Origin of the sequence: Rhizobium sp. Root1203 (genome assembly GCF_001424945.1) — a bacterium.
Lineage (GTDB): Bacteria > Pseudomonadota > Alphaproteobacteria > Rhizobiales > Rhizobiaceae > Rhizobium.
In genome coordinates this window covers 13304-34416 of sequence record NZ_LMCW01000014.1, presented here as the reverse complement: position 1 = coordinate 34416, position 21113 = coordinate 13304, and the positions used below count along the sequence as shown (strand labels likewise).

Annotated in this window: 18 protein-coding genes and 1 pseudogene; 4 read left to right on the top strand and 15 right to left on the bottom strand. The window is 62.1% G+C overall.

Annotated elements, in window-relative coordinates:
• Positions 1-34: 34 nt before the first annotated feature.
• A complete protein-coding gene (locus tag ASC97_RS16950) occupies positions 35-1624 on the bottom strand; it encodes an ABC-F family ATP-binding cassette domain-containing protein (RefSeq protein ID WP_057469589.1) in 1590 nt (529 codons plus the stop codon).
• A gap of 120 nt (positions 1625-1744) precedes the next feature.
• Between ASC97_RS16950 and ASC97_RS16945 the strand changes: the two genes are divergently transcribed.
• Entirely contained in the window at positions 1745-2401 is a 657-nt protein-coding gene (locus ASC97_RS16945; RefSeq protein ID WP_057469588.1) for a TetR/AcrR family transcriptional regulator, read from the top strand.
• A gap of 47 nt (positions 2402-2448) precedes the next feature.
• On the opposite strand, the gene ASC97_RS34680 is transcribed toward ASC97_RS16945, so the two are convergent.
• The 5 genes from ASC97_RS34680 to ASC97_RS16925 all read right to left on the bottom strand — a co-directional run bounded on the left by ASC97_RS34680 (position 2449) and on the right by ASC97_RS16925 (position 6475).
• Entirely contained in the window at positions 2449-2589 is a 141-nt protein-coding gene (locus ASC97_RS34680) for a hypothetical protein (RefSeq protein WP_200959487.1), read from the bottom strand.
• A 99-nt stretch (positions 2590-2688) separates the two neighbouring features.
• Positions 2689-3105: an organic hydroperoxide resistance protein gene (locus ASC97_RS16940; protein ID WP_057469525.1), complete on the bottom strand. Its 417-nt coding sequence runs from the start codon at positions 3103-3105 to the stop codon at positions 2689-2691.
• Between the two features lie 150 nt (positions 3106-3255).
• Positions 3256-4578, bottom strand: a complete 1323-nt coding sequence (locus ASC97_RS16935; RefSeq protein WP_443216750.1) for a sensor histidine kinase — start codon at positions 4576-4578, stop codon at positions 3256-3258.
• Positions 4575-5315 (bottom strand): response regulator, encoded by a 741-nt coding sequence (locus ASC97_RS16930; RefSeq protein ID WP_057469524.1) that lies wholly within the window; start codon positions 5313-5315, stop codon positions 4575-4577. The genes ASC97_RS16935 and ASC97_RS16930 overlap by 4 nt, the downstream gene beginning before the upstream one ends.
• A gap of 107 nt (positions 5316-5422) precedes the next feature.
• On the bottom strand, positions 5423-6475 hold the full coding sequence (locus tag ASC97_RS16925) for an alpha/beta fold hydrolase (protein WP_057469523.1): 1053 nt from the start codon (positions 6473-6475) through the stop codon (positions 5423-5425).
• 356 nt (positions 6476-6831) lie between these two features.
• Between ASC97_RS16925 and ASC97_RS16920 the strand changes: the two genes are divergently transcribed.
• Both ASC97_RS16920 and ASC97_RS16915 read left to right on the top strand, forming a co-directional pair.
• Positions 6832-8604, top strand: coding sequence for a cytochrome c biogenesis protein DipZ (locus tag ASC97_RS16920; protein ID WP_057469522.1), 1773 nt, complete (start codon positions 6832-6834; stop codon positions 8602-8604).
• Between the two features lie 49 nt (positions 8605-8653).
• Entirely contained in the window at positions 8654-9412 is a 759-nt protein-coding gene (locus ASC97_RS16915; RefSeq protein WP_057469521.1) for an alpha/beta fold hydrolase, read from the top strand.
• Positions 9413-9485: 73 nt separating this feature from the next.
• Here ASC97_RS16915 and ASC97_RS16910 read toward each other — a convergent pair.
• Together ASC97_RS16910 and ASC97_RS16905 are read right to left on the bottom strand one after the other, a co-directional pair.
• Positions 9486-10105 (bottom strand): annotated as a pseudogene (locus ASC97_RS16910) (LysE family translocator).
• Positions 10106-10246: 141 nt separating this feature from the next.
• Complete coding sequence (locus ASC97_RS16905; protein ID WP_057469520.1) at positions 10247-10891, bottom strand: response regulator; 645 nt, start codon at positions 10889-10891, stop codon at positions 10247-10249.
• 127 nt (positions 10892-11018) lie between these two features.
• Between ASC97_RS16905 and ASC97_RS16900 the strand changes: the two genes are divergently transcribed.
• Entirely contained in the window at positions 11019-12830 is a 1812-nt protein-coding gene (locus tag ASC97_RS16900; protein WP_244481501.1) for a hybrid sensor histidine kinase/response regulator, read from the top strand.
• Positions 12831-12923: 93 nt separating this feature from the next.
• On the opposite strand, the gene ASC97_RS16895 is transcribed toward ASC97_RS16900, so the two are convergent.
• The 7 genes from ASC97_RS16895 to ASC97_RS16865 all read right to left on the bottom strand — a co-directional run bounded on the left by ASC97_RS16895 (position 12924) and on the right by ASC97_RS16865 (position 21113).
• Positions 12924-13127 (bottom strand): hypothetical protein, encoded by a 204-nt coding sequence (locus tag ASC97_RS16895; RefSeq protein ID WP_057469519.1) that lies wholly within the window; start codon positions 13125-13127, stop codon positions 12924-12926.
• Between the two features lie 225 nt (positions 13128-13352).
• On the bottom strand, positions 13353-14984 hold the full coding sequence (locus ASC97_RS16890; protein ID WP_057469518.1) for a GMC family oxidoreductase: 1632 nt from the start codon (positions 14982-14984) through the stop codon (positions 13353-13355).
• Positions 14981-16507, bottom strand: coding sequence for an FGGY-family carbohydrate kinase (locus tag ASC97_RS16885; protein WP_057469517.1), 1527 nt, complete (start codon positions 16505-16507; stop codon positions 14981-14983). Before ASC97_RS16885 ends, ASC97_RS16890 begins: the two co-directional genes overlap by 4 nt.
• 33 nt (positions 16508-16540) lie before the next feature.
• Positions 16541-17383, bottom strand: coding sequence for a class I fructose-bisphosphate aldolase (locus ASC97_RS16880; protein WP_057469516.1), 843 nt, complete (start codon positions 17381-17383; stop codon positions 16541-16543).
• On the bottom strand, positions 17356-19104 hold the full coding sequence (locus tag ASC97_RS16875) for a glycerol-3-phosphate dehydrogenase/oxidase (RefSeq protein ID WP_057469515.1): 1749 nt from the start codon (positions 19102-19104) through the stop codon (positions 17356-17358). Before ASC97_RS16875 ends, ASC97_RS16880 begins: the two co-directional genes overlap by 28 nt.
• A gap of 12 nt (positions 19105-19116) precedes the next feature.
• Positions 19117-20112, bottom strand: coding sequence for an aldo/keto reductase (locus tag ASC97_RS16870; RefSeq protein WP_057469514.1), 996 nt, complete (start codon positions 20110-20112; stop codon positions 19117-19119).
• Complete coding sequence (locus tag ASC97_RS16865; protein WP_057469513.1) at positions 20109-21113, bottom strand: sugar-binding transcriptional regulator; 1005 nt, start codon at positions 21111-21113, stop codon at positions 20109-20111. The genes ASC97_RS16870 and ASC97_RS16865 overlap by 4 nt, the downstream gene beginning before the upstream one ends.

The following is a 21113-nucleotide window of genomic DNA, read 5'->3' as shown; positions in this document are numbered from 1 at the left end:
CCGGTCCCGGCTGATCGCCACGTCGGTTACCTCTTCAGCGCATGGCCTGTGCCATTTCCACGCGCCGCACGGTACCGATGTTGGCCAGGAAGGTCTCGTCGTGGCTGACGACCATCAGCGCGCCGTCGTAGGCGAGAAGCCCTGCTTCGATTGCCTCGATCGACGTGATGTCCAGATGATTGGTGGGCTCGTCCAGGATCAGCAGGGCAGGAGGCCGCGGGCCGCCGAGCACACAGGCGAGCCCGGCCCGCAGCATCTGCCCTCCGCTGAGCGTACCCACTATTTGCAGTGCGGCATCGGCACGGAAGAGAAATGTCGCAAGCGTGGCGCGGCAGGCATTCTCGGTCGAATGCCGGTTGAGCCGCATGAAATTGTCGAGGATCGTTGTCTCCGGATCCAGGATGCCGACGCTCTGGTCGAGCATGGCGAAGGGCACATTAACCGAAACGGAACCCCGCAATGGCAGCAGTTCACCGGCGACGAGCTTCAAAAGGGTGGTCTTTCCTGATCCGTTTGGGCCGGCTACCGCGACACGCTCCGGGCCGACGATCGAAAAGGTAAAATCCCGAAGGATCGGTCGCTCGGCGTCATATCCGGCAGATACATCGTCAAGAGCCAGAACAATGCGCCCTGTCGCGAGTCCCGTCGGCGGCAGGGCGACAGATAGCTCGCGCAGGGTTTCGACGCGGGACCTCGCAGACGCTACAGCGTCATAGGCCTCCTCCCTCTGACGGTCGGCGATCTTGATGCCCTGCCCCTTGGTCGCTTCAGCTTTGTTCTTCCTCAAACCCAGCACAATGCGCGGCATGTCGCCCCGTGCACCCTTGCGGACGCCCGCCGCATCGCGCCTGTCTTTTCGCTCCGCCATAAGCTGCGCCTTACGATTAACCTCGGCAGCGGTCTTCTGCGCGTGTGCCAAATCCTGCTGGGCCGCTTCGAGCTCCATTGCTTTGATCGCCCGGTAGGTGCTCCAGTTTCCGCCGTAGCGACGGGCTCCGAGCGCGGTCATCTCGACGACCGCGTCCATACGATCCAGCAGTTCGCGGTCATGGCTGACGACGATCGCCCCACGTCGCCAGCCGGCAAGGAGATCGATCACAGCCTGCCTGCCGTGACGGTCGAGATTGTTCGTCGGTTCGTCGAGCAGCAGGAAATCCGGTTGGCGGAAGATGGCGGCGGCCAGGCTCGCACGGGTCCGCTGGCCGCCCGAAAGCAGCACCAGCGCGGTCTCTGGACGAGCCTCAAGACCGACGTGTGCAAGTGCGGCCACGATCCGGTCCTCGACCGTCCAGTCTGCCTCGGCAAGCTCCTCGACGCTTGCTTCGCCGCTCTCGGCACGGCGCAGCACCGAAAGGGCACCCCTCACCCCGAAACGATCGGCAACCGTCTCATCCGCGTCGATCTGCACGGCCTGTCGCGCCATGGCAAGGCTCCCGCTGACCGTGACCGAACCGGCCGAAGGCTGCAATTCGCCTGCAATGATCTTCAGCAGCGTGGTCTTGCCGACACCATTCCTGCCGACGAGGCCGACGCGCTCGGAGCCGAAGGTCAGGTCGAGAGTGGAAAAGACGCTCCGGCCATCCGCCGTTGACCAGGCGAGCCCCGAGAGAGTGATGGACGACATGACGGAAGCCTTCTTGAAACATTCAAAACAGCACGATATCGTGCCGATTATCAAGGATTGGCCCAAAGTGCAATCTTCAAGCGTCGATTGCAGCATCAAACCCACGGATGGATCAAGGCATTGGAAGCAGAACGACGCCGCGCCGGCGGCCGGCCAAGTAAGAACGAGGCAAACGCCATCAACATGCGTCTGCTCGACGGCGCGCGCGCTGCTTTCGCCCGGAACGGCATCGCCAGCACGTCTCTGGAGGAGATCGCGGCCGATCTCGGCATGTCCAAACACACGATCTATCGTCGCTACCCGAACAAGGCGCTTCTGCTGGAAGCCGTGGTTTCCAGGGATCTCGTTCGATTTCGTGGCGCCCTCGCACAGGCAGCGGCGGAGAGGACGGAGCCTGTCGGGTCCTTGCACAATGTCGCGCTCAGCTATTTCACCATCGGCACGAACCGGGAATACTCTGCCTTCTATCTGTCCGTCAGCGCCGAGGCGGCAACCTCACCGTCGATGCGCGACAAACTCGCCGTGTGGACGAGTGCCGCGTTGGAGCCGCTGAGGGACGCGGTCGTCTCCGCCCAGGCCGCGTACGCCCTTCGGCCGGGCGATCCCGCATCAATTTGCAATATCCTCGTGGATCTCCTGGAAGGTGCCAACAACCGCGTGCGGCTTGGCACGGCCGACGCACCCGATGACGGCGCCTCCCGCCTGCTTTTTGACGAGCGCTGGGACGTCTTTGTCGCGGCAATGGCTCCTGGAGGAGCAACGTTGGCAGCGAACTGACCGGTCGGCCCGTGCCACGAGCACGCGTGGCACGGTGTATTATGAGTTCATGTCTTGGGTGGGACCGCATCGATCGTCGTCGCGGCCAGGACGCCGGCCAAAGGCGACGGCTCCCGCGACGTGCTGTCGTAGACGCAAGGCGCTGCGAACACGGCCGCACCGAGAATGAAGAGGATCATCAGTTTCATTGGCGCTCCTTGGTCGAGGCTTTGCCTCGCCTGCTTTCTTTTTCGCCCGGATGGCCCGATTGCCGCTGAAGGCCAGCCTTGCAGCGGCAATCTCGCCCATCACGCGATAACCAGATCGACGTGAATGTTGCCACGCGTGGCCTTAGAATACGGGCACGTCTGATGGGCGTCTTCGACAATCGAGCGCGCTAGCTCAGGTTCAATGCCGGGCAGGTTGATCGTAAGGCGTGCCTGCAGGAAATAGGCTCCGGCGGTGGCGCCAAGGTCGACTTCGGCATCCACCGAAACGTCCGGAGGCAGTTGTACCTGACGCGCCACTGCCGCCTTGCCCATCGCTCCGATGAAGCAAGCCGACCATCCGGCCGCGAAAAGCTGTTCGGGATTGGTGCCGGGGCGATTGCTTCCAGGAGGGGAAAGCTTGATGTCCAGCTGACCGTCGGCACTGCGCGAAAAGCCGTCGCGGCCGCCGGTGGTTCGAGTCTTGCCGGTATAGAGAACCTTGTCGATATTTGTCATCGTGATCACTCCTTGATACGTCGCTCAATGCGACATCCGTTGACGGAGTGTGGTTTGCCCGGCTGACGTATCCGACATATTTTCAAATCGGCCGAAACTGTATCAGAACGTAGCTTTGCGCCGGCCGGATATCGTGCCGTACAAAATCCCTCAGCGAATGACGACTTCGGCGGCCAGACCTCCGCCGGCACGGTTGTAGAGCCTGATCGAGCCCCCGAGCGCCGCCGTCAATTGTTGTGCGATGGCGAGTCCGAGGCCCGACCCGCCGGTCTCCCTGTTTCGGGATTGCTCGAGCCGATAGAACGGCTGCATGGCGGCTTCGAGCTGTTCTTGCGGGATCCCCGGCCCCCGGTCCAGCACCGTAATGACGACCGCGCCCTCGTCCTTGCGCTCGACGCTGATCTCGGCGGCGCCGGCGAACTTGAGTGCGTTGTCGACCAGATTGGAAAGAATACGGCGCAGCGCGTGCGGCTTGGTCGACGCCGTCCCCTGGACGACACCGACCACGGTCACGGATTTTCCCGTGTCCTGATAGTCGTAGGAGAGGCTTTCGATGAACGATGCAAGATCAATGCGGGAGAACTTTTCGCCGTTGCCGTGCGCACTTCTTGCATAGGCAATTCCGTCCTGCACCAGTCGTTCGATTTCACCAAGGTCGTGCAACAGCTTGTCTTTCTCAGGACTGTCCTCGGCCATGTCGGCGCGCAAACGCATCCGGGTGATCGGCGTCTGGAGATCATGTGAGATCGCCGCCAGAATCTGGACGCGTTCTTCGAGATAGTGGGCAATCCTGTCACGCATCGCGTTGAAGGCCTTCGCCGCATGCGCAACTTCGCTCGGCCCTCCGTCGCTCATGATCGGCCCCTTGCTGCTCAGGTCAAGCGCATCGGCAGCGGCGGCGAGGTCGCCCAGCGGACGAACCGCCTGGCGCATGGCAAACCACGCGCAGAGGACGAGAAGCAGCATCTGAACGATAAAGACATAGGGAAGCCAGTGGGCAATCGGCATGACGCCGCGCGGCGTGATGTCGATCGTCAGCGGGCTTCCGTCGCTCAATGTCAAATGGGCCTGCAATCTGGCAACGTCGCCGGGTACAGCCTCGATGCGCATCGGAAAGCGATGACCGACCGCACCTTCTATCATGCCGGCAATCTCGCGCCCCCGGCTGGACGTGTCCGGAACGCCGGGCTGACCTGGCCCGAGGATGAAGCGGTAGTTGCCGCGACTGAGTCGATCGAGAAGCCCCTCGCGGTCGCTCGCCGGAAGCCGGTCGAGAACCGCGATCGATGTCGCAATATCGTTTTCCAGGGTGCCGAGCATGACGGCCTTGGCCGACATGTAGCGCTCCAGGTAGAGGACGGCGAAGGAAAGCCCGTATGCGATCGCCAATCCTGCCAGTAGAATCAGGAAGATCCGCGCACGCAGGGTTTGTGGCCATAACCGGTTCGGTGCAACGGAACCCAGCTTGTTCACGGGCGAAGCTCCGATATCTCGACCGGCACAGAGAAGACATAGCCTTCGCTACGGACGGTCTTGATGTAGGTCGGCTCGCGCGCATCGTCTCCGAGCCGCTGGCGCACCCGGCTTACGAGCAGATCGATCGAGCGGTCGAACAGATCGGCATCGCGCCCCTGCGTCAGGTTCAAGAGCTGATCTCGATTGAGCACGCGCTGGGGATGATCGACAAAGACGCGCAGCAGCCGGTATTCGGCGCCGCTCAGGGCAATCGCCGTTCCCTGGCTGTCGATAAGGTGGCGCGCGACCGTGTCAAGCCGCCAGTCGCCGAAGCTCAGCAACTGGCCGGCTTCGCTGATCTGAAGATTGGGGGGCAGCATGCGCGTCCGGCGCAGCACAGCCTTGATGCGCGCCAGAAGTTCGCGCGCCGCAAAGGGTTTCGTCAGATAATCGTCTGCCCCCATCTCGAGCCCGAGAACCCGGTCCAGCTCGTCGTCGCGGGCCGTCAGCATCAGGATCGGCGTTGCCTTGTGTTTGCCGGCCCTGAGCTCGCGGCACAGAACCAACCCGTCATCGCCAGGCATCATGACGTCAAGCACGATGAGATCGACAGCATTGCCCTCGAGGAAGCTCCGCATCTGGCGTCCGTCGGCTGCCACGGTCGTCCTCATGCCATTCTTCGTGAGATAGCTCGAGATCAATTCACGGATTTCGCGGTCATCGTCGACTATAAGGATATGGTCGATGTGCTCCATGCTTCCGTTCCTGGTTTGTAAGGGAGTGATTTGCGTCGCCCTCTTCCTTAGACCTTGATCGCGCCGGCGCGAAAGGGACAAATTCCGCCGCGCCGGCGCTTTTGATCCTACATCCGATCGACGTCCAGTACCGCTTGCGCAAATGCTTCCGGCGCCTCCTGGGGCAGATTGTGGCCGATCCCCCCGCTGATCGTGCGATGCTCGTATCGTCCTGAGAATTTTCCGGCGTAGGCCGAGGGCTCGGGATGGGGCGCTCCGTTTTTGTCTCCTTCCATCGTGATCGTCGGAATGGAGATCATCGGACCCTTTGCCAGTCGTTCTTCGTAAGCGTCGTACTTCGCCTCGCCGTCGACCAGGCCCAGGCGCCAACGGTAATTGTGGACGACGACCTCGACATGATCGGGATTGTCGAAAGCCGCAGCCGACCGGTCGAACGTCGCATCGTCGAAATCCCACGTGGGCGACGCAGTCTGCCAGATGAGCTTTGCGAACTCATGGCGATTGGCCTCATAGCCGAGCCGGCCACGTTCGGTGGCGAAATAGAACTGATACCACCAGGCCTGCTCGGCCTTGGGCGGCAACGGCTTCCTGTTGGCCTCCTGGCTGCCGATCAGGTAACCGCTGACCGATACCATCGCCTTGCAGCGCTCCGGCCATAGGGCAGCCATGATATTGACGGTGCGCGCGCCCCAATCGTAGCCGGCGACGATTGCCTTCTCGATGCCCAACGCGTCCATGAGAGCGATCATGTCGGCTGCAAGCGCTGCCTGCTGGCCGTTTCTCGGCGTATCCTTGGACAGGAAACGCGTCGTTCCGTAGCCCCGCAGATAGGGGACGATCACGCGATAGCCGGCCGATGCAAGCAGCGGTGCGACGTCGACGAAGCTGTAGATGTCATAGGGCCAGCCGTGCAGAAGCAGAACCGCCGGACCGTTTGCCGGCCCTGCCTCGGCATACCCGATATCGAGCACACCCGCCTTGACCTGCTTGAGCCCTGCGAAGGAAGCCTTCGACCGCGTCTTGACTGCCGGCGCCTCCGCCGCGGTGGGTTGTGGCGACTGCGCGCTGGCAGTCGCGGTCGTACCGAGTTCGACCGCCGCCACGGCCATGGCGGCAACACCGAAGAAACGGCGGCGTTGATGGTTGATCTCCTCAGTCATCTCTCTCTCTCCTGTCACGTGAATCATGAGCCCTAGAACACCTGCCACATGTATCCCGGATGTGTCCCGAGGCGCCACCATTTGAAAGGCGGTGTAGCTTCCGGCCGGCTGGATACGTTGTGATACAAATACCCAGTCAAACGCGACCATCGATCCGGCCGCACCGGACATCACCGCATTTCCCATGGGTCCCGGTCCTTTGTGTCGCCGTGTAGCCATTCCGGCCCATTCCTACACTTCGGTACATTTGCCCGGGGAACCGGACACATCCCATATACGTCATGCCGGCTTGATGCGCCTCGCTGCCCGGCAATCGCCGTCCAGAGCCTTCTCAATCGCTCTCAAAGGAAACGATGATGACGCTTCTTATCATTGCCTATCTGGGAGGTGCGCTGACAATCCTCAGCCCGTGCATCCTCCCCATCCTCCCCTTCGTCTTTGCGCGCGCCGGGCAGCCGTTCGTCAAAAGCACATTGCCGATGTTGGCGGGCATGGCCGCCACCTTTGCAATCGTCGCAACGCTCGCCGCGGTCGGCGGCAGCTGGGCCATCCGCGCCAACGAGTATGGTCGCATTTTTGCGATCGTCCTGCTTGCGCTTCTTGGACTGAGCCTTCTTGTCCCTCGCATCGCCAGCCTGCTTGCCCGGCCGAGCGTATCGTTCGGCAACAATCTTCTCAACGCAACGGGCGATCCACGCAATGCGCCCACCGCAAAAAGCTCACTTGTTCTCGGCGTCGCGACCGGGCTGCTCTGGGCGCCATGCGCCGGCCCGATCCTCGGACTGGTGCTGACGGGTGCCGCGTTGCAAGGCGCCAATCTGCAGACGACATTCCTGCTGATCGCTTATGCTGCCGGTGCCGCTTCCTCGCTTGCCGTCGCCTTGCTTGTCGGCGCCAAGGTCTTCACCCGCATGAAGGGGTTCCTGGGCGCAAGCGAGCGTATCCGGCAATTCCTCGGGGCTGCGGTTCTGGCAGGCGTCGCCGTCATCGCGCTCGGTCTCGACACCGGCCTGCTGGCACGGTTCTCCTATGCCAGCACCACATCGATCGAACAGGCCGTGCTGGACACGTTCCACGCAAAGCCTGCCGGTCCCGCATCGTCGGAGGTCGCCAGCAACGACGCGGTCGCCGCAGTCGCCACGGGCATGCCGTTTGTCAGCGACCTTCCCGTGGAAGGCCGTGCGCCTTCGCTCGACGGGGCTGTCGAATGGCTGAATTCCGCACCGCTAAGCACCGAGCAGTTGCGGGGAAAAGTGGTTCTCATCGATTTCTGGACCTACTCCTGCATCAATTGCATCAGAACCACACCCTACGTTCGTGCCTGGGCCGAAAAATATAAGGATCAGGGGCTTGTGGTGATCGGCGTACACGCCCCTGAGTTCGCCTTCGAGAAAAAGGTCGCCAATGTCAAGAAAGCGGTCAGCGAGTTCAAGATCGGCTATCCCGTTGCGATCGACAACGACTACCGCATCTGGCGGGCGTTCGATAACAGCTACTGGCCTGCCCACTACCTGATCGATGCCAAGGGTCAGATCCGCTACCACCACTTTGGCGAAGGCAACTACCAACAGACCGAGCAGGCAATCCAGGATCTTCTGCGCGAGGCGGGCAGCAAGATGCCCGCAAGCGCACCGGCCGCACCGGATGCAAAGGGAGTGGAGGCAAGTCCCGATCTCGCCAGCATCCGATCCGGCGAAACCTATATCGGTTATCAGCAAGCGTCGAATTTCGTATCGCCCGAAAGGCTGCGCGCAGATGCCGCGCGCAACTATTCCGTCTCCAATCCTGGCCTCAATGAGTGGGGGCTCTCCGGCACCTGGGTGGTCGGCCCCGAAGAGGCGACACTCGATCAACCGGGAGGCGGCATCACCTACCGTTTCAGCGCCCGCGACCTGCATCTCGTTCTCGGACCGGGCAGCAATGGCAAACCGATCCGCTTTGAAGTGACGATCGACGGCAAGGCGCCGGGAGCAGATCATGGCTCCGACATCGACACCGATGGCAATGGTACGGTGACGACCACGAAGCTCTACCAGCTGGTTCGCCAGTCAAGCGATGTCGCCGAGCGCAACTTCGAAATCCGGTTCCTCGATCCCGGCGTGCAAGCCTATGCCTTCACATTCGGCTGAGCGTCCCTTTAGTCCTGAACGTCAACGTCAAACGCAAGGAGTGATCCCCATGAACAGAAGCCCTATTTCCGCCTTGGCAGTTGCCCTGCTCACCAGCGTCATTGCATTTCCGGTCGCGGCCGCCGAGGTCAGGAACGTCGTCATCGTTCATGGCGCGTTGGCAGACGGCTCCGGTTGGCGCAGAGCGAGCGACATCCTCGCAAAGCGCGGGTTCCACGTCACCATTGTCCAGGAACCCATCACCTCGCTTGCCGATGACGTGGCGGCGACGAACCGTGTTCTCGATCTGCAGGATGGACCGACGCTTCTGGTCGGTCACAGCTACGGCGGCGTCGTCATTACGGCAGCCGGCAACCGGCCCGATGTCGCGGGTCTGGTCTATGTTGCGGCGTTTCAACCAGACAAAGGTGAAAGCCTGCTTGCCCTTGCCAGCTCGAAGCCAGCGGGCGGCATGAATATCAGGGAGACCAAGGACGGCAAGTACCTCTATCTCGACCCAAGCGCGTTCGCAGCCGATTTCGCAGCAGACCTCTCGAAGGAGGACTCGGACTTCCTTGCCAAATCGCAGGTCTTCGCCTCAAAGGAAGCGTTTTCAGCCAAGATCGGCGATCCGGCCTGGAAAACCAGGAAGAGCTGGTCGATCGTCGCCACCCAGGATCGTTCCATTAATCCCGATTTGGAGCGGGACATGGCGCGGCGGGCCGGCAGCGATGTGACCGAGATCAAAGCCAGCCACGCGGTCTTCGCCTCTCAACCGGAAGCGGTTGCCGACGTCATCGAAAAGGCGGCCATTGCTGCAGGCAGATAGCGAACCGCGGATGAAGCAGGCGTGCGCGTCGATGAAGCATCCTATCGATGCCATCGTCGCGCGTGCCGACCTATCAAGCATGATGGCTGGCGAGCGCCATGCCGAGACCGATGAGGATCGTGCCGCAGGCCCTCGGCAGCACCGATCCTGTACCTCGACCCTTCAAACGCTCGAGAGCGAGCGAGGCGATGCCGACCGACGCTATGTCGGCCACCGAAAAGACGAGGTTGACGAAGAACCCCAGGAGCAGGAATTGCATCCACAGTGGCATGGCGGCCGTGGGATCCACGAACTGGGGCAGAAAGGTCACAAAAAAGAGCGCCGTCTTGGATTGAGAATTTCGACGACGATGCTGTCGCGCAGGCTGTTCGACCCCGGCTGGTCGGCGGCGTTGCTGCCATTGTTCCAGCCAAGGAACATCCTCAGGCCGAGCCAGACCAGATAGCCTGCGCCGACAAACTTGATGGCCGCATAGACGATTGGCGCATGAGTGATCAGCGAGGCTAGGCCAATGGCGGCAGCGGCAATGTGCACATAGCAGCCGATGTGAACGCCAAGCGCGGACATCAAGCCCGCCCGTCGGCCGTGGGCCAGCGTCTGGGCAGTCATATAGAGAATGGCCGGTCCCGGCACGCAAGCGAAGGCAAGTGTCGCAATGGCGAACGGAATCCAAAGTTCCAGCGACGACGGCATCGGCTCCTCCCATGATTGAGCAGCGGGAGGAATAGGCCTGGCTTGCGGCCGAAGAAATACGACATGTGCCGTATTCGAGTGAGCCTTTCGGTGCGATAAACCGTTGATGGTTAAAGAAATATTGCCTGCGTTTGCTCCAGATCAGCCGGCCGGCAATCCCAGGCGCACTGCGTAGGCTGTCAGTTCGGCGGTGCTGTGCAGATCGAGTTTTCTCATCAGATTTTCCCGATGCTTTCGCGCCGTCAGCGGACTAATTCCCATCCGTTGCGCAGTCTCCCGCGCGGTCATGCCTTGCGCAATCATTGCAAGGCTCTGCCGCTCGCGCGGCGTCAGAGGAACCGGGGACAGGATTTCCTGCATGGAGGGCGGCGGCCCGCCTGTTGCGAAGCGGACAGTTCGGGCCAGATAGATTTCGCCCTTCTCTGTCGCCTCGATAGCCGCAACGAGCTCTTCCGGGTCTCCATCCTTGGTCAGATAGGCGCTGGCACCAGCCTCAAGGGCAGCGCGCACCATCCGAGGCTCGACATTTGCCGTCAGGACCAGGATTTTCATTCGAGGCGCCAACGATTTTATATCGGAGATGAATTGCATTGCGGTGACCCCGGGCATGCCGAGGTCGAGGATCAGCAGATCCGCCGGCTTGCTTCGCACGTGGTTCAGCAGGGTCTCGCCATCCGCCGCCTCCGCGACGATCGAGATTGTCGTCATCGCGGAGATGAGACCCTTCAATCCCTCGCGCACGATGGCGTGGTCGTCGGCCAGAATGGCGGTCATAGGACGCTTCATATCGTCTCCAATAGATGCTGCTGCGACATTCATTATTCAGCAACCTGTGGGAAACATGGTGCTGAGAATCAATTCTCGATGGAAGGGATCGCCCGGATGATAGTCGCAGGGCGCCTGGAGGCAAGCGATGCATGAAGGTCAAATGATGCAAGAGGACAAGGTACGTCAGGCTCTCGTCGAACTTCTGTACCGAAACTCCTACGGCGTGGTCATTTCCAACATCGTCATTTCCCTGGCCGCGGTGTACGTGCTGCGGAGTGACGTCTCCACCGGTTGGCTGGCCGCATGGCTTGGCGCATTGTATCTGCTCACCGCCACACGCGTCCTGGCGTCCCGGCGTTTCTTCAGGCTCAATGCGGGGCGCGGCTCGAACATTGAGTGGGCCTGGCTCGCGGCGGCGTTTTCCTGGATATCGGGCCTGCTATGGGGAACGCTCGGCTGGGCCGGCTTCCTTCCCGAATCGCCGGTTGTGCTGTCATTCACGGTCATCGTGCTGACCGGGCTGGTTTGTGGCACCGTCCCCTCACTTTCGGCCTTTCCGCCGGCCCTGGTCGGATCGATTCTCCTGACGGTGCTCCCGATCGCGGTGCGCTGTATCCTGATCAGCAGCGATATCTCGGGTCCCTTCCTGTTCCTTCTCGCCTCGCTCGTCGGCATCAATTTCTACTATTGCCGTATCACCTACAGGATGTTGCGCGAGACGATCAGCCTACGACTGGAAAATGAAAACCTGGTCGAGCACCTGCAGGAGGAGCGAGATCGAGCGCAGAGTGCGGACCGCGCGAAAACGCGCTTCCTCGCAGCCGCCAGTCACGACTTGCGCCAACCCATTCACGCGTTGAGCCTGCTTGTATCCACACTGTCCGTATTGGCGCAGCGCGGCGACGTATCCTCCGGCAGTGCCCGCGATCTGGCGAGTAGAGCGAAATCCGTGGTCGCCAACCTCAGCGGCCTCCTGAATGCCTTGCTCGACATTTCCCGTCTCGATGCGGGTGTGGTCACCGTCGCAAAGGAGCCAGTGTCCCTGCGCGAGCTTTTTCGCGACCTTCACGCCGAATACGCAGCAGAGGCAAGGCAGCGCGGCCTCGCATGGCGCGTGATCGTTTCCGATCTCACGGTGGAAAGCGACCCGATGTTGCTCCGGCGAATCCTCAACAACCTGTTGTCGAATGCCTTTCGATATACGGAGGAAGGGACAGTCATGCTCGGCTGCCGCAGGCGCGGCAACGCGGTGGATATCCAGGTCTGGGACACCGGCAGCGGCATCCCTTCGCAACAGCAGAGGATGATCTTCGAGGAGTTCGTGCAGTTACAGAACCCTGCGCGAGACCGCACCCAGGGTTTGGGCCTGGGCCTTGCCATCGTTCGCCGCACCGCGGACCTGCTAAGCCACTCATTGAGATTGGTCTCCGCTCCCGGACGCGGCTCCATGTTTTCCATAGCGGTCCCTAAAGCTCAGGTGCTGGAGGCGCCGATCCTGCCGGCGGGTCCTTCAGCGCCCGTTCTCCCAATCGGCATCATGGTGGTGGAAGACGAAACGGACGTCCTCGACGCGATGAAGCAATTGCTCGCTTTGGACGGACACCTGGTCTATGCCGGGCGAACCGCAGCAGAGGTGCAGAAGATCTATTCGAGGGACCTCGCGGACGATGAATTGGCGGGCAAGGTGGCGGTCGATCTCATCATTGCCGACTACCGTCTCGGGCACGGCGTCACGGGCCTGGAGGCAATCCGGGCTCTTTGCGCCCATGTCGGGCGGCCCGTTCCAGCCATCATCGTCACCGGGGACACATCGCCGTCCCGGCTGAAGGAGGTGACCGCCAGCGGCGTCCTGATCCTGCACAAGCCGATCACCGGCGACGAACTCCGGGAAGCGATTTTAAAAGCCCGAGCGATCGACGAAGCATCGTTCGACAACAGCCTTTCCGCCGTGGATTAGCCGCCACGCGACAAGTCTGTTCGTGGCATGTGTTGCCCGACCAGAAACGAGTGGTCTCCCCCACCCTCTTAGGGGTAGAGAAGACCGTCGTTGTCAGCCAAAAATGGTCTTGCCGCCGCTGGGGGTGTTCTTGTCCCGCTGTGGTGTCGCCCGGCTGTCCCGATTGCGGCCCTGAGCTACCTCGCTCTCAGTATGCGTCGTTGCGACGGCCTGCTTCGCGACCGGGTTGAGCGAGACGGAGGCACCCGCAGTGCCAGCAAGGGCAAGCGATGCCGCCAGGGCGAGAATGTACTTCATGGCTCTATCCTTGGTTCCTAAAAATAGGCCCCACGGGGAGCCCGCCACCCCTGCATTGGCAAGGGGGAACCGTCGGCGTAGATGGTCCACCAATCCAATGACATACGACAGGTGTCGTATTTCGATCTGCCCCGCGTGGAAAACCGTAGCGAGTGGTTAGCCGACCCTTTACCGGCATCGGTACAGTCACAACGAAATGGGACCGTCGAAGGCCACGCGCGGCGGTCAGCAGGATCCTGCCGCGGTGATCATCTCTGCCGCCTTCTCCGCGATCATGATCACCGGTGAGTTGGTGTTGCCCGAAACGATCGTCGGCATGATGGACGCGTCGACGACGCGCAATCCGGCAAGACCGTGTACCCGGAGAGCAGCATCGACGACCGCGAGATTGTCGCTGCCCATCTTGCAGGTTCCGACAGGGTGGAAAATCGTGGTCGCGATGTCGCCGGCGCGGCCGATGAGCTCGTCGTCGCTCTGGAACGCCGTCCCAGGCAGCATCTCCTGCGGCTTGAACCTCGAGATCGCTTCCGTCTGCATCAGACTGCGGGCATGGCGAATTGATTTTGCAGCGAGCAGCCGGTCCCCTGCCGTCGACAGGTAGTTGGGCCTGATTTCGGGGGCAGCGGATGCATCCGGACCGGCAATATGGACGGTGCCCCGGCTTTCCGGCCGCAGGTTGCAGACGGAGACGGTGACCGCCGGATAGCGGTGAAGCGGTTCGCCAAGCTTGTCGGTGCTGAGCGGCTGCACGTGGTATTCGAGATCTGCCGTCGCGACCGCCGGATCGCTTTTCGCAAAGATGCCGAGCTGGCTCGGCGCCATCGAGAGCGGGCCGGAACGGCGCAGTGCGTATTCAAGCCCCATCCCGGCGCGTGTAAAGAGATTGTGGTAGAGCTGGTTCAGCGTCTTTGCGCCCTCGATGCGGAAAACGGTGCGGATCTGCAGGTGGTCCTGCAGGTTCTCGCCGACGCCCTCAAGCGCATGGACGACGTCGATACCGGCGGCCGACAGAAGATCCGGCCGCCCGATCCCCGAAAGTTCCAGGACCTTCGGCGAATTGATCGCCCCGGCCGAGAGGATGACCTCGCGGCCTGCATGGGCAACATGCGTCCGGCCGTTCAGTCGAAAGCGGACACCGGTCACGCGCCGTCCGTCGAATTGCAGCCGCTCCGTCTCCGCGCCGGTCAGGACGCGCAGATTGGATCGCATCATCGCCGGGCGCAGGAACGCCTTTGTGGTGTTCCAGCGTATCCCGCCGTGCTGATTGACTTCGAAGTAGCCCGATCCTTCGTTGTCGCCGTCGTTGAAATCCTCGGTCTTGGGAATGCCGAGCTCCTCGGCGGCATCGCGAAACGCATCGAGCACCGGCCAGGAAAGCCGCTGGCGCTCTACCCGCCATTCGCCGCCTGCCCCATGCATGCCGGATTTGCCCCGATAATTGTCCTCGGATTTGATGAAATAGGGCAGCACTTCGTCCCAACCCCATCCCCGGTTGCCCGCCTGCCGCCAGCCGTCATAATCGGCAGCCTGCCCGCGCATGTAGATCATTCCGTTGATCGAGGAGCAGCCGCCGAGAACCTTTCCGCGCGGATAGGGGAGCGAACGGCCATTGAGCCCGGGCTCGGCCGCCGTCTTCATCATCCAGTCGGTGCGCGGATTGCCCATGCAGAAGAGATATCCAATGGGAATATGCACCCAGTGGTAACGATCGCTTCCGCCTGCCTCGAGCAGCAGGACGCGGTTTGCCGGGTCGGCCGAAAGGCGGTTGGCGAGCACGCATCCCGCGGATCCCGCTCCCACGATGATGAAATCATAGGAACCGACGTCGACAACTGTTTGATCTGCAGTCGTATTCACGCCGCTACTCCCGTCGCCTGCGTGCGCGCCGATGCGAGACGCCGCCAGATTGGCGCCAGGGCTTCGGCGATGTCGCGATAGAGAGCATACCGTCGCGCATAGTGGCCTTCCATCGCGGCGTTCGGGACATAGTGACGCTCCATCCGGACCATCGATGCAGCGCCTTCCGCAAAATCCGCAAAGACGCCTGCGCCTGTTCCCGCCGTGATCGCCGCCCCGAGAGCACCGGTTTCGCGCGAGCGCGCGATCGAAACCGGCACACCCAGAACGTCGGCAAATATCTGCGGCCAGATCAGACTTCGGGACCCGCCGCCGGAGAGCACGGCTTCGTTGAAGACCGCCCCTGCCCGGCGCATCGTCTCAACGTGCTGGCGATGCCCAAAGGCCACCCCTTCGAAGACCGCGCGCACCAGATGCCCCTTGGAATGCCAGCCGGCAACACCGTAGAAACCGGCGCGTGCATTGCCGTCCTGCTGCGCCCCGTAAAGGAACGGGTGATAAAGCGGATCGTCGGCCGCCGGCTCGATGGCGGCGACAAGATCTCCGCAGACGTCGAAGGGCGAGCGGCCGTCCGGTGCCTCCGGGAAGAGTTCGCGCACCAGCCATTCGAGGTTGGCGGCGGAAGTGGCGCTCGACTCGATCGCCATATAGCGCTCACGGTCGAAGGTGGACGACATGAAAACCGGACCGGCCAAATGAGGCGCATCGATGATCACCTGGTTGATGCTCCAGGTTCCCGCAATGATCGACGCCGCACCTGTCCGCGTCACCCCTGACCCGACGGCCGACGCGACCACGTCGAACAGGCCGCCGACGACGGGCGTGCCGACCGCAAGTCCCGTCTGTGCGGCCGCGTCCTCGGTGACATGGCCGGCAATATCGGAACTTTCGATCAGGCGCGGCAGCATCGCGAGGCATTCGCCAAGACCGTAGGCTTCCATCAGCTTCCTGTCGTAGCGCCGGTTGGCGACGTCAAGCAGTCCGCAGCCTGTCATGTCGGAGACGTCGCTGACGCTGACGCCGGTCAGCCGGTTGACGATGAAATCCTTGCACAGAAACACCGTGCCGATCCTGGCAAAGGTCTCCTGCCGATGGCGTTTCAGCCAGGCGAGCAATGTCGGCGTTTGCGATGGCCAGGGGCGCTGCTGCCCGATCGGATAGGTGCGATCCCCCACGCCCTGCGCCTGCCATTCCTCGACCAGCCCCGCTGCACGCGTGTCCAGCGACTGGATCGCCAGCAGCGGATGACCGTCACGGTCGAGCGCGTAGAGGCCGTTCCCGTGGCCGGCGCAGCCGACCGCAATAATCTCCTCAGCCCGGATGCCGGCCCGTTCGATGCACATTCGGATGACGCGGCGGGCGTTCGTCCAGAGTTCGTCGAGACCCCGCTCGACATGTCCGGGGCACGGCATGCGGCTATGTCCCTCTTCCGCCGCCGCGGCAATTTCGTTGCCGTCCCGATCAAAGATGACCGCCTTGATGACGGTGTTTCCGGCGTCGAGGCCCAATAGATATTCTGACATGCAGAACCCCTCCCAAGGTCCAGACCTTGATTGTTAGCTATGGCTGTAAAGCTCGAAAGCTTCTTCGCCGCTCACATCCCCATGCACGATCGCCATCAGCCCGCGCACGACGGCGCTCGGATTGGCGTGCTGATAGATGTTTCGCCCGTAGACCATGCCAACGGCGCCCTGTCGCATCAAGGCTGCAGATTTGTCGAAGACGGCGCGAAGATCTTCTTTTCCGCCGCCGCGGACCAGAACCGGGCAACGCGCCGCTTCCACGACCTTGTGGAAATCTTCCGCATTGCTTGTCGGATCGGCCTTGACGATATCCGCGCCCATCTCACGGGCAAGCCGCGTCAGCGTGACGATCTTTTCGGCATCGCCATCGACCATGTAGCCGCCCTTTTCCGTCACCGGCTGCATTACCAGGGGTTCGATCATAAGCGGCATGCCGTACTTGTCGCAATCGGCCCGAACGCGAGCAATGTTCTGCACGCACTGTCGAAACAGGTCAGGTTCGTCAGGCAGCATGAAGAGATTGACCACGACGCAGGCCGCATCCATTTCGATGGCGCCGATCAGCGGCTCGGCCTCATTCTGCAGCACCGCCCACATGTCCCGATGACGGATGCGGTTGTAGGGGTTGCCCATGTCGATCCGCATCACCAGCGCAGGCTTGTCCTTGCCGGGCACATCCTGCAGCAGGTCCGCCTGCCCGTAGTTCATCTGGATTGCGTCGGGCGCGGCTTCTACCAGCGCCTTGACCACCGATGACATGTCCTCGAGCCCATTGAGGAAGGACGGTTCGTTGCAGACGCCGTGATCGATCGCCACATCCAGGCATCGACCGCCGCCGAACAGCCGGTTCATCCGGACTTTGCTGTTGTTTCGCATTCCATGCTCCTTTGTTCGTTCCTTGCGGAAAGTGTAATTTCGTCGACGCCGTGGCGTTCACGCAAAAGGGTGAGAAATCGGGCGCGTTCCGCGGCGCGCTGGGCAGGCGACCATCCCTTTTCCGCCGCGAGGAGGTCCAGCACCGCCTCCATCATCTGCAGTGACAGATTTCCGCTGATGGCAAGCGTGGTACGCCTTAGAAGCACGTCGTCAAGACGTTCGACGGCTTCGTTGCGGATCAGGAAAAGCAGCTCGCGTTGCGAATAGCCCGGATGCGGAAGCGTTGCGTCGGGCTCTGCCGAGATAAAGGCGGCGATTGCCTCCGCTTCAGTGCCGTAGCGCGCGAAAAGCTCGGCCATGCGTGCACCCGACAGTCCTCTTTCGGCGGCCACCTGTGCAATCCAGGCCGCGCGGTCGAGGGGAAATCGCCGGCCTCCGCCGATTGGCCGGTCGGTCGTGGTGACGTGGCGTCTTTTGCCCAGGCGCTCCAAGGCGAGATCGGCGGCGAGCTCGCCGAACGAGCGAAAGGTCGTCCACTTGCCGCCGATCATGCACAGCACCGCCGGTCCGCCATCTTCTGCCTCGACAACCGTGCAGAAGTGGTCGCGTGGAATGCGCCCGGTAAAGCTGTCCGTGCTGGTCGGCAGCGGCCGGACACCGGAGAACTGAAAGCTGACATCCTCGGGCCGAACGGTGATCTCGGGAAGGACGAAGGAGAGCGACTGCAGGATATAGTCCCGCTCATCTGTTTCACAGCGTACCGTCTCCGGGTCATCGACTCGAATATCCGTCGATCCGACCAGCACCTTGCCCAGATAGGGAAACAGGATGCAGATCCGCCCGTCCTCGTTCTCGTAGTAGATCATGTGGTCAGCCAGAGCCTCATAGAGCGCGGCATTCTCGATAATCAGATGAGAACCCTTGGTGCCGCCCATCAGGGGCGCCGGCCGCGCTTTCGGCGCAAACAATGCACCGTTGGTGATGTCGATCCAGCCGCCCGTCGCGTTGATGACGAGTGTGGGTTCAATCGTGGCCGAGCCCCCGTCGATATGGTCGTGGACGACAAACCGTCCTCCGCCGGCTGAGCGAACATCGGCATAGTTCAACGCCCGCGCCCCCGACCCGGCGGCAATTCCGTCATCCAGAAGCTCGATGCCAAGGCGCTCCGGATGGCTGACCCAGGCGTCGTGGTAGGTTGCCGAACTTTTGATATCCGGGTTGAGCGCCGGCCATTTGGCGAGCGTCGCACGCCGGCCGCGGAATTCGTGGCGCGGCATCATGGCACGCTTGCGCGTCAGGAAGTCATAGATGCTTAGCCCGACTTTGATCGCGAGCGCGCCGCGCCGGCTCGGCCGGCGGCTCAGCCCGAGAAAGCGAACGAGGCCGTTGCCGAGACCGGAAAAGATATCGAAGACAGGGACGGTCGTGGGAAGCGGCGCGACATAATGCGGCGCGTTACGGAGAAGCCGGTCCCGCTCGGCAAGCGATTCCCGCACCAGCGTGAATTCGCCATTCTCCAGGTAGCGAAGCCCGCCGTGCACCATGCGTGACAGCGCCGCGCTGGCGCCGGAGCAATAGTCGGACTTCTCCACAAGAAGCACGCTGAGCCCCTGCAACGCCAGCTCCCGAAAGACGCTGATGCCGTTGATGCCGCCGCCGATGACACACACGTCCACCTTCGGGCTTTGGCGAAGCCCGTCCAATGTCTCTTCACGATTCATGATGGTAACCCGTTACCTGTCCATAGCAGTCAGTTTCGCCGAAACGGCGGCATTGATGGCTAGATGATCGTCCGCGTCGAGCCGGATCGTACCGGCTCGGGCATTGTCCAATGCCTGCGCGGGATTGCGCGCACCGCAAAGAGCGAAGGTGATGCCGGGCTGTGCAAGCGTCCAGGCGATGACTGTCTGCGCGATACTGGCAGCGTGTTTTGCAGCAACCGGCCCGATAGAGTCGGCGAAAGCCGTTGCCTTCTCGCGATTGCCCACGGAGAATCGTGGGTTTTCCCGCCGCTGGTCGTCGCCGGCAAAGACCCGGTCCGGCCCGATTGCCCCCGACAGCAAGCCGAGCGCAAGGGAGGAATAGCTGAGCGTCGAAATACCGCTTGATGCCGTCAACGGCAGGAGATCGGTCTCGATCTCCCGGTCGATCATGCTGAAGCGCTCCTGGATGGCATCGAGGCCGCCGACCGAAATATAGGCTTGGAGGTCGGCGGCGCTGACATTGCTGGCACCGATCGCACGAATCTTCCCGGATGCCTTGAGGTCTTCCAGCGCGCGCATCGTCTCCTCGATCGGGGTCGTGGGATCCTGCCAATGCGTAATATAAAGATCGATGTAGTCTGTGCCGAGGCGCCGCAGGCTCTCCTCGATCTCGTGGAAGATTGCATCGCGGCCGAGATACCGGTGAACCGGCTTGCCGTCCTGATCGAAGAAATGCCGGCCCTTCTGGGTATGCCAGACGAGGCCGCATTTGGTGGCAATGACCGCCTTGTCACGCCGGCCGGCAAGCGCCTTTCCGACGATCTCCTCGGAGCGGCCGAGCCCGTAGGCGGGCGCTGTGTCGATCAGCGTCACGCCGGCGTCGAGCGAAGCCTGGATTGCGGCGATCGATTCCGCTTCGTCCGTGCCGCCCCACATCCATCCGCCGATGGCCCAGGTTCCGAGGCCAACCGCAGAAGCGGTGACGCCAGATTTGCCGATGCCGCGCATCAACTGTTGCCCGCTCATGCACGATATCCTTTGTCGTTTGCCAGCGCGAGAACGCGTGCGCCGGTTGCTTCATCCGTAACCAGCGTATCGAGGTGATGACCGCGCATGACACTCAGGATAGGTCCAGCTTTGTTTGGTCCGCTCGCCACACCGATTTTCGTGGGGATCGAAGCGAATTCGGCAAGGGTCAGCGACACCAAGGAGCGATTGAGGCTGTAGTCGCAGACCTGGCCATGTTCATCGAGGAGATGGGCGAGAAGTTCGCACGAGGCGCCGGAGCGCTCGATTGCCGCACGGTCCATGCTCGACGACGGATGCAGGTCGTAATAGCTCGAGTCGTCCGATAGGATGGAACCGATGCCGACGACCGCGATCTTGGCCTCGCGCCCCCGCTTGAAGACGTCCTCGACCGAGCGCATGTTGATCAGCATTGCGCGTTCGGCCGCGCTGTCGGCAAACAGGGGGGCATGGATCTGAAACGATCGTCCGCCGAGCCGGTCGGCCATCATCGTCGAGACGTGGTTCACGTCGGTGTAATGCTTGCCCTGGACGCACCCCGTGGCCGGGATGACCTCGACGTCGAAGCGTCGCGGCGCCTGGAGGCCGGCGACAACGGCGCTGACGCCCTTGCCGCCCGTAATGCAGATCGTGTCGCCGTCGGCGATCTGCTCGAGGAGCAGGCGCGCTGCGGCCTCACCGACGGATTGCAATGCAGTCTGAGGGTTCTCGGACACCGTGGGCACGACAACGGCGCGGCTGATACCGCCGAGCGCAAGAAGCTGTTCCTCCATGTCCAGCAGCGGCTCGACGGGCGACTTGATCTTGATTTCCACAAGGCCCAGCTGGCGGCCGCGCTTGATCAGTCTGTTCACGGTCGCATGCGAGATGCCGAGCTGATCTGCGATCTGCGATTGCGTCAGTCCTTCCAGGAAATGCAGGACCAGGGCTTGGTGCATCTGGCGTGCAATGACAATTTCCTCGCGGGGGGCGGATTGGGATTTTGGTCTGACAATCGGCAT

Bases quoted from the DNA above. Each gene is read 5' to 3' on its own strand.
- ASC97_RS16950 (WP_057469589.1), bottom strand. From the start codon at position 1,624: ATGTCGTCCATCACTCTCTCGGGGCTCGCCTGGTCAACGGCGGATGGC.
- ASC97_RS34680 (WP_200959487.1), bottom strand. From the start codon at position 2,589: ATGAAACTGATGATCCTCTTCATTCTCGGTGCGGCCGTGTTCGCAGCG.
- ASC97_RS16940 (WP_057469525.1), bottom strand. From the start codon at position 3,105: ATGACAAATATCGACAAGGTTCTCTATACCGGCAAGACTCGAACCACC.
- ASC97_RS16930 (WP_057469524.1), bottom strand. From the start codon at position 5,315: ATGGAGCACATCGACCATATCCTTATAGTCGACGATGACCGCGAAATC.
- ASC97_RS16925 (WP_057469523.1), bottom strand. From the start codon at position 6,475: ATGACTGAGGAGATCAACCATCAACGCCGCCGTTTCTTCGGTGTTGCC.
- ASC97_RS16920 (WP_057469522.1), top strand. From the start codon at position 6,832: ATGACGCTTCTTATCATTGCCTATCTGGGAGGTGCGCTGACAATCCTC.
- ASC97_RS16915 (WP_057469521.1), top strand. From the start codon at position 8,654: ATGAACAGAAGCCCTATTTCCGCCTTGGCAGTTGCCCTGCTCACCAGC.
- ASC97_RS16905 (WP_057469520.1), bottom strand. From the start codon at position 10,891: ATGAAGCGTCCTATGACCGCCATTCTGGCCGACGACCACGCCATCGTG.
- ASC97_RS16900 (WP_244481501.1), top strand. From the start codon at position 11,019: ATGCATGAAGGTCAAATGATGCAAGAGGACAAGGTACGTCAGGCTCTC.
- ASC97_RS16895 (WP_057469519.1), bottom strand. From the start codon at position 13,127: ATGAAGTACATTCTCGCCCTGGCGGCATCGCTTGCCCTTGCTGGCACT.
- ASC97_RS16885 (WP_057469517.1), bottom strand. From the start codon at position 16,507: ATGTCAGAATATCTATTGGGCCTCGACGCCGGAAACACCGTCATCAAG.
- ASC97_RS16880 (WP_057469516.1), bottom strand. From the start codon at position 17,383: ATGCGAAACAACAGCAAAGTCCGGATGAACCGGCTGTTCGGCGGCGGT.
- ASC97_RS16875 (WP_057469515.1), bottom strand. From the start codon at position 19,104: ATGAATCGTGAAGAGACATTGGACGGGCTTCGCCAAAGCCCGAAGGTG.
- ASC97_RS16870 (WP_057469514.1), bottom strand. From the start codon at position 20,112: ATGAGCGGGCAACAGTTGATGCGCGGCATCGGCAAATCTGGCGTCACC.
- ASC97_RS16865 (WP_057469513.1), bottom strand. From the start codon at position 21,113: ATGCCGATTGTCAGACCAAAATCCCAATCCGCCCCCCGCGAGGAAATT.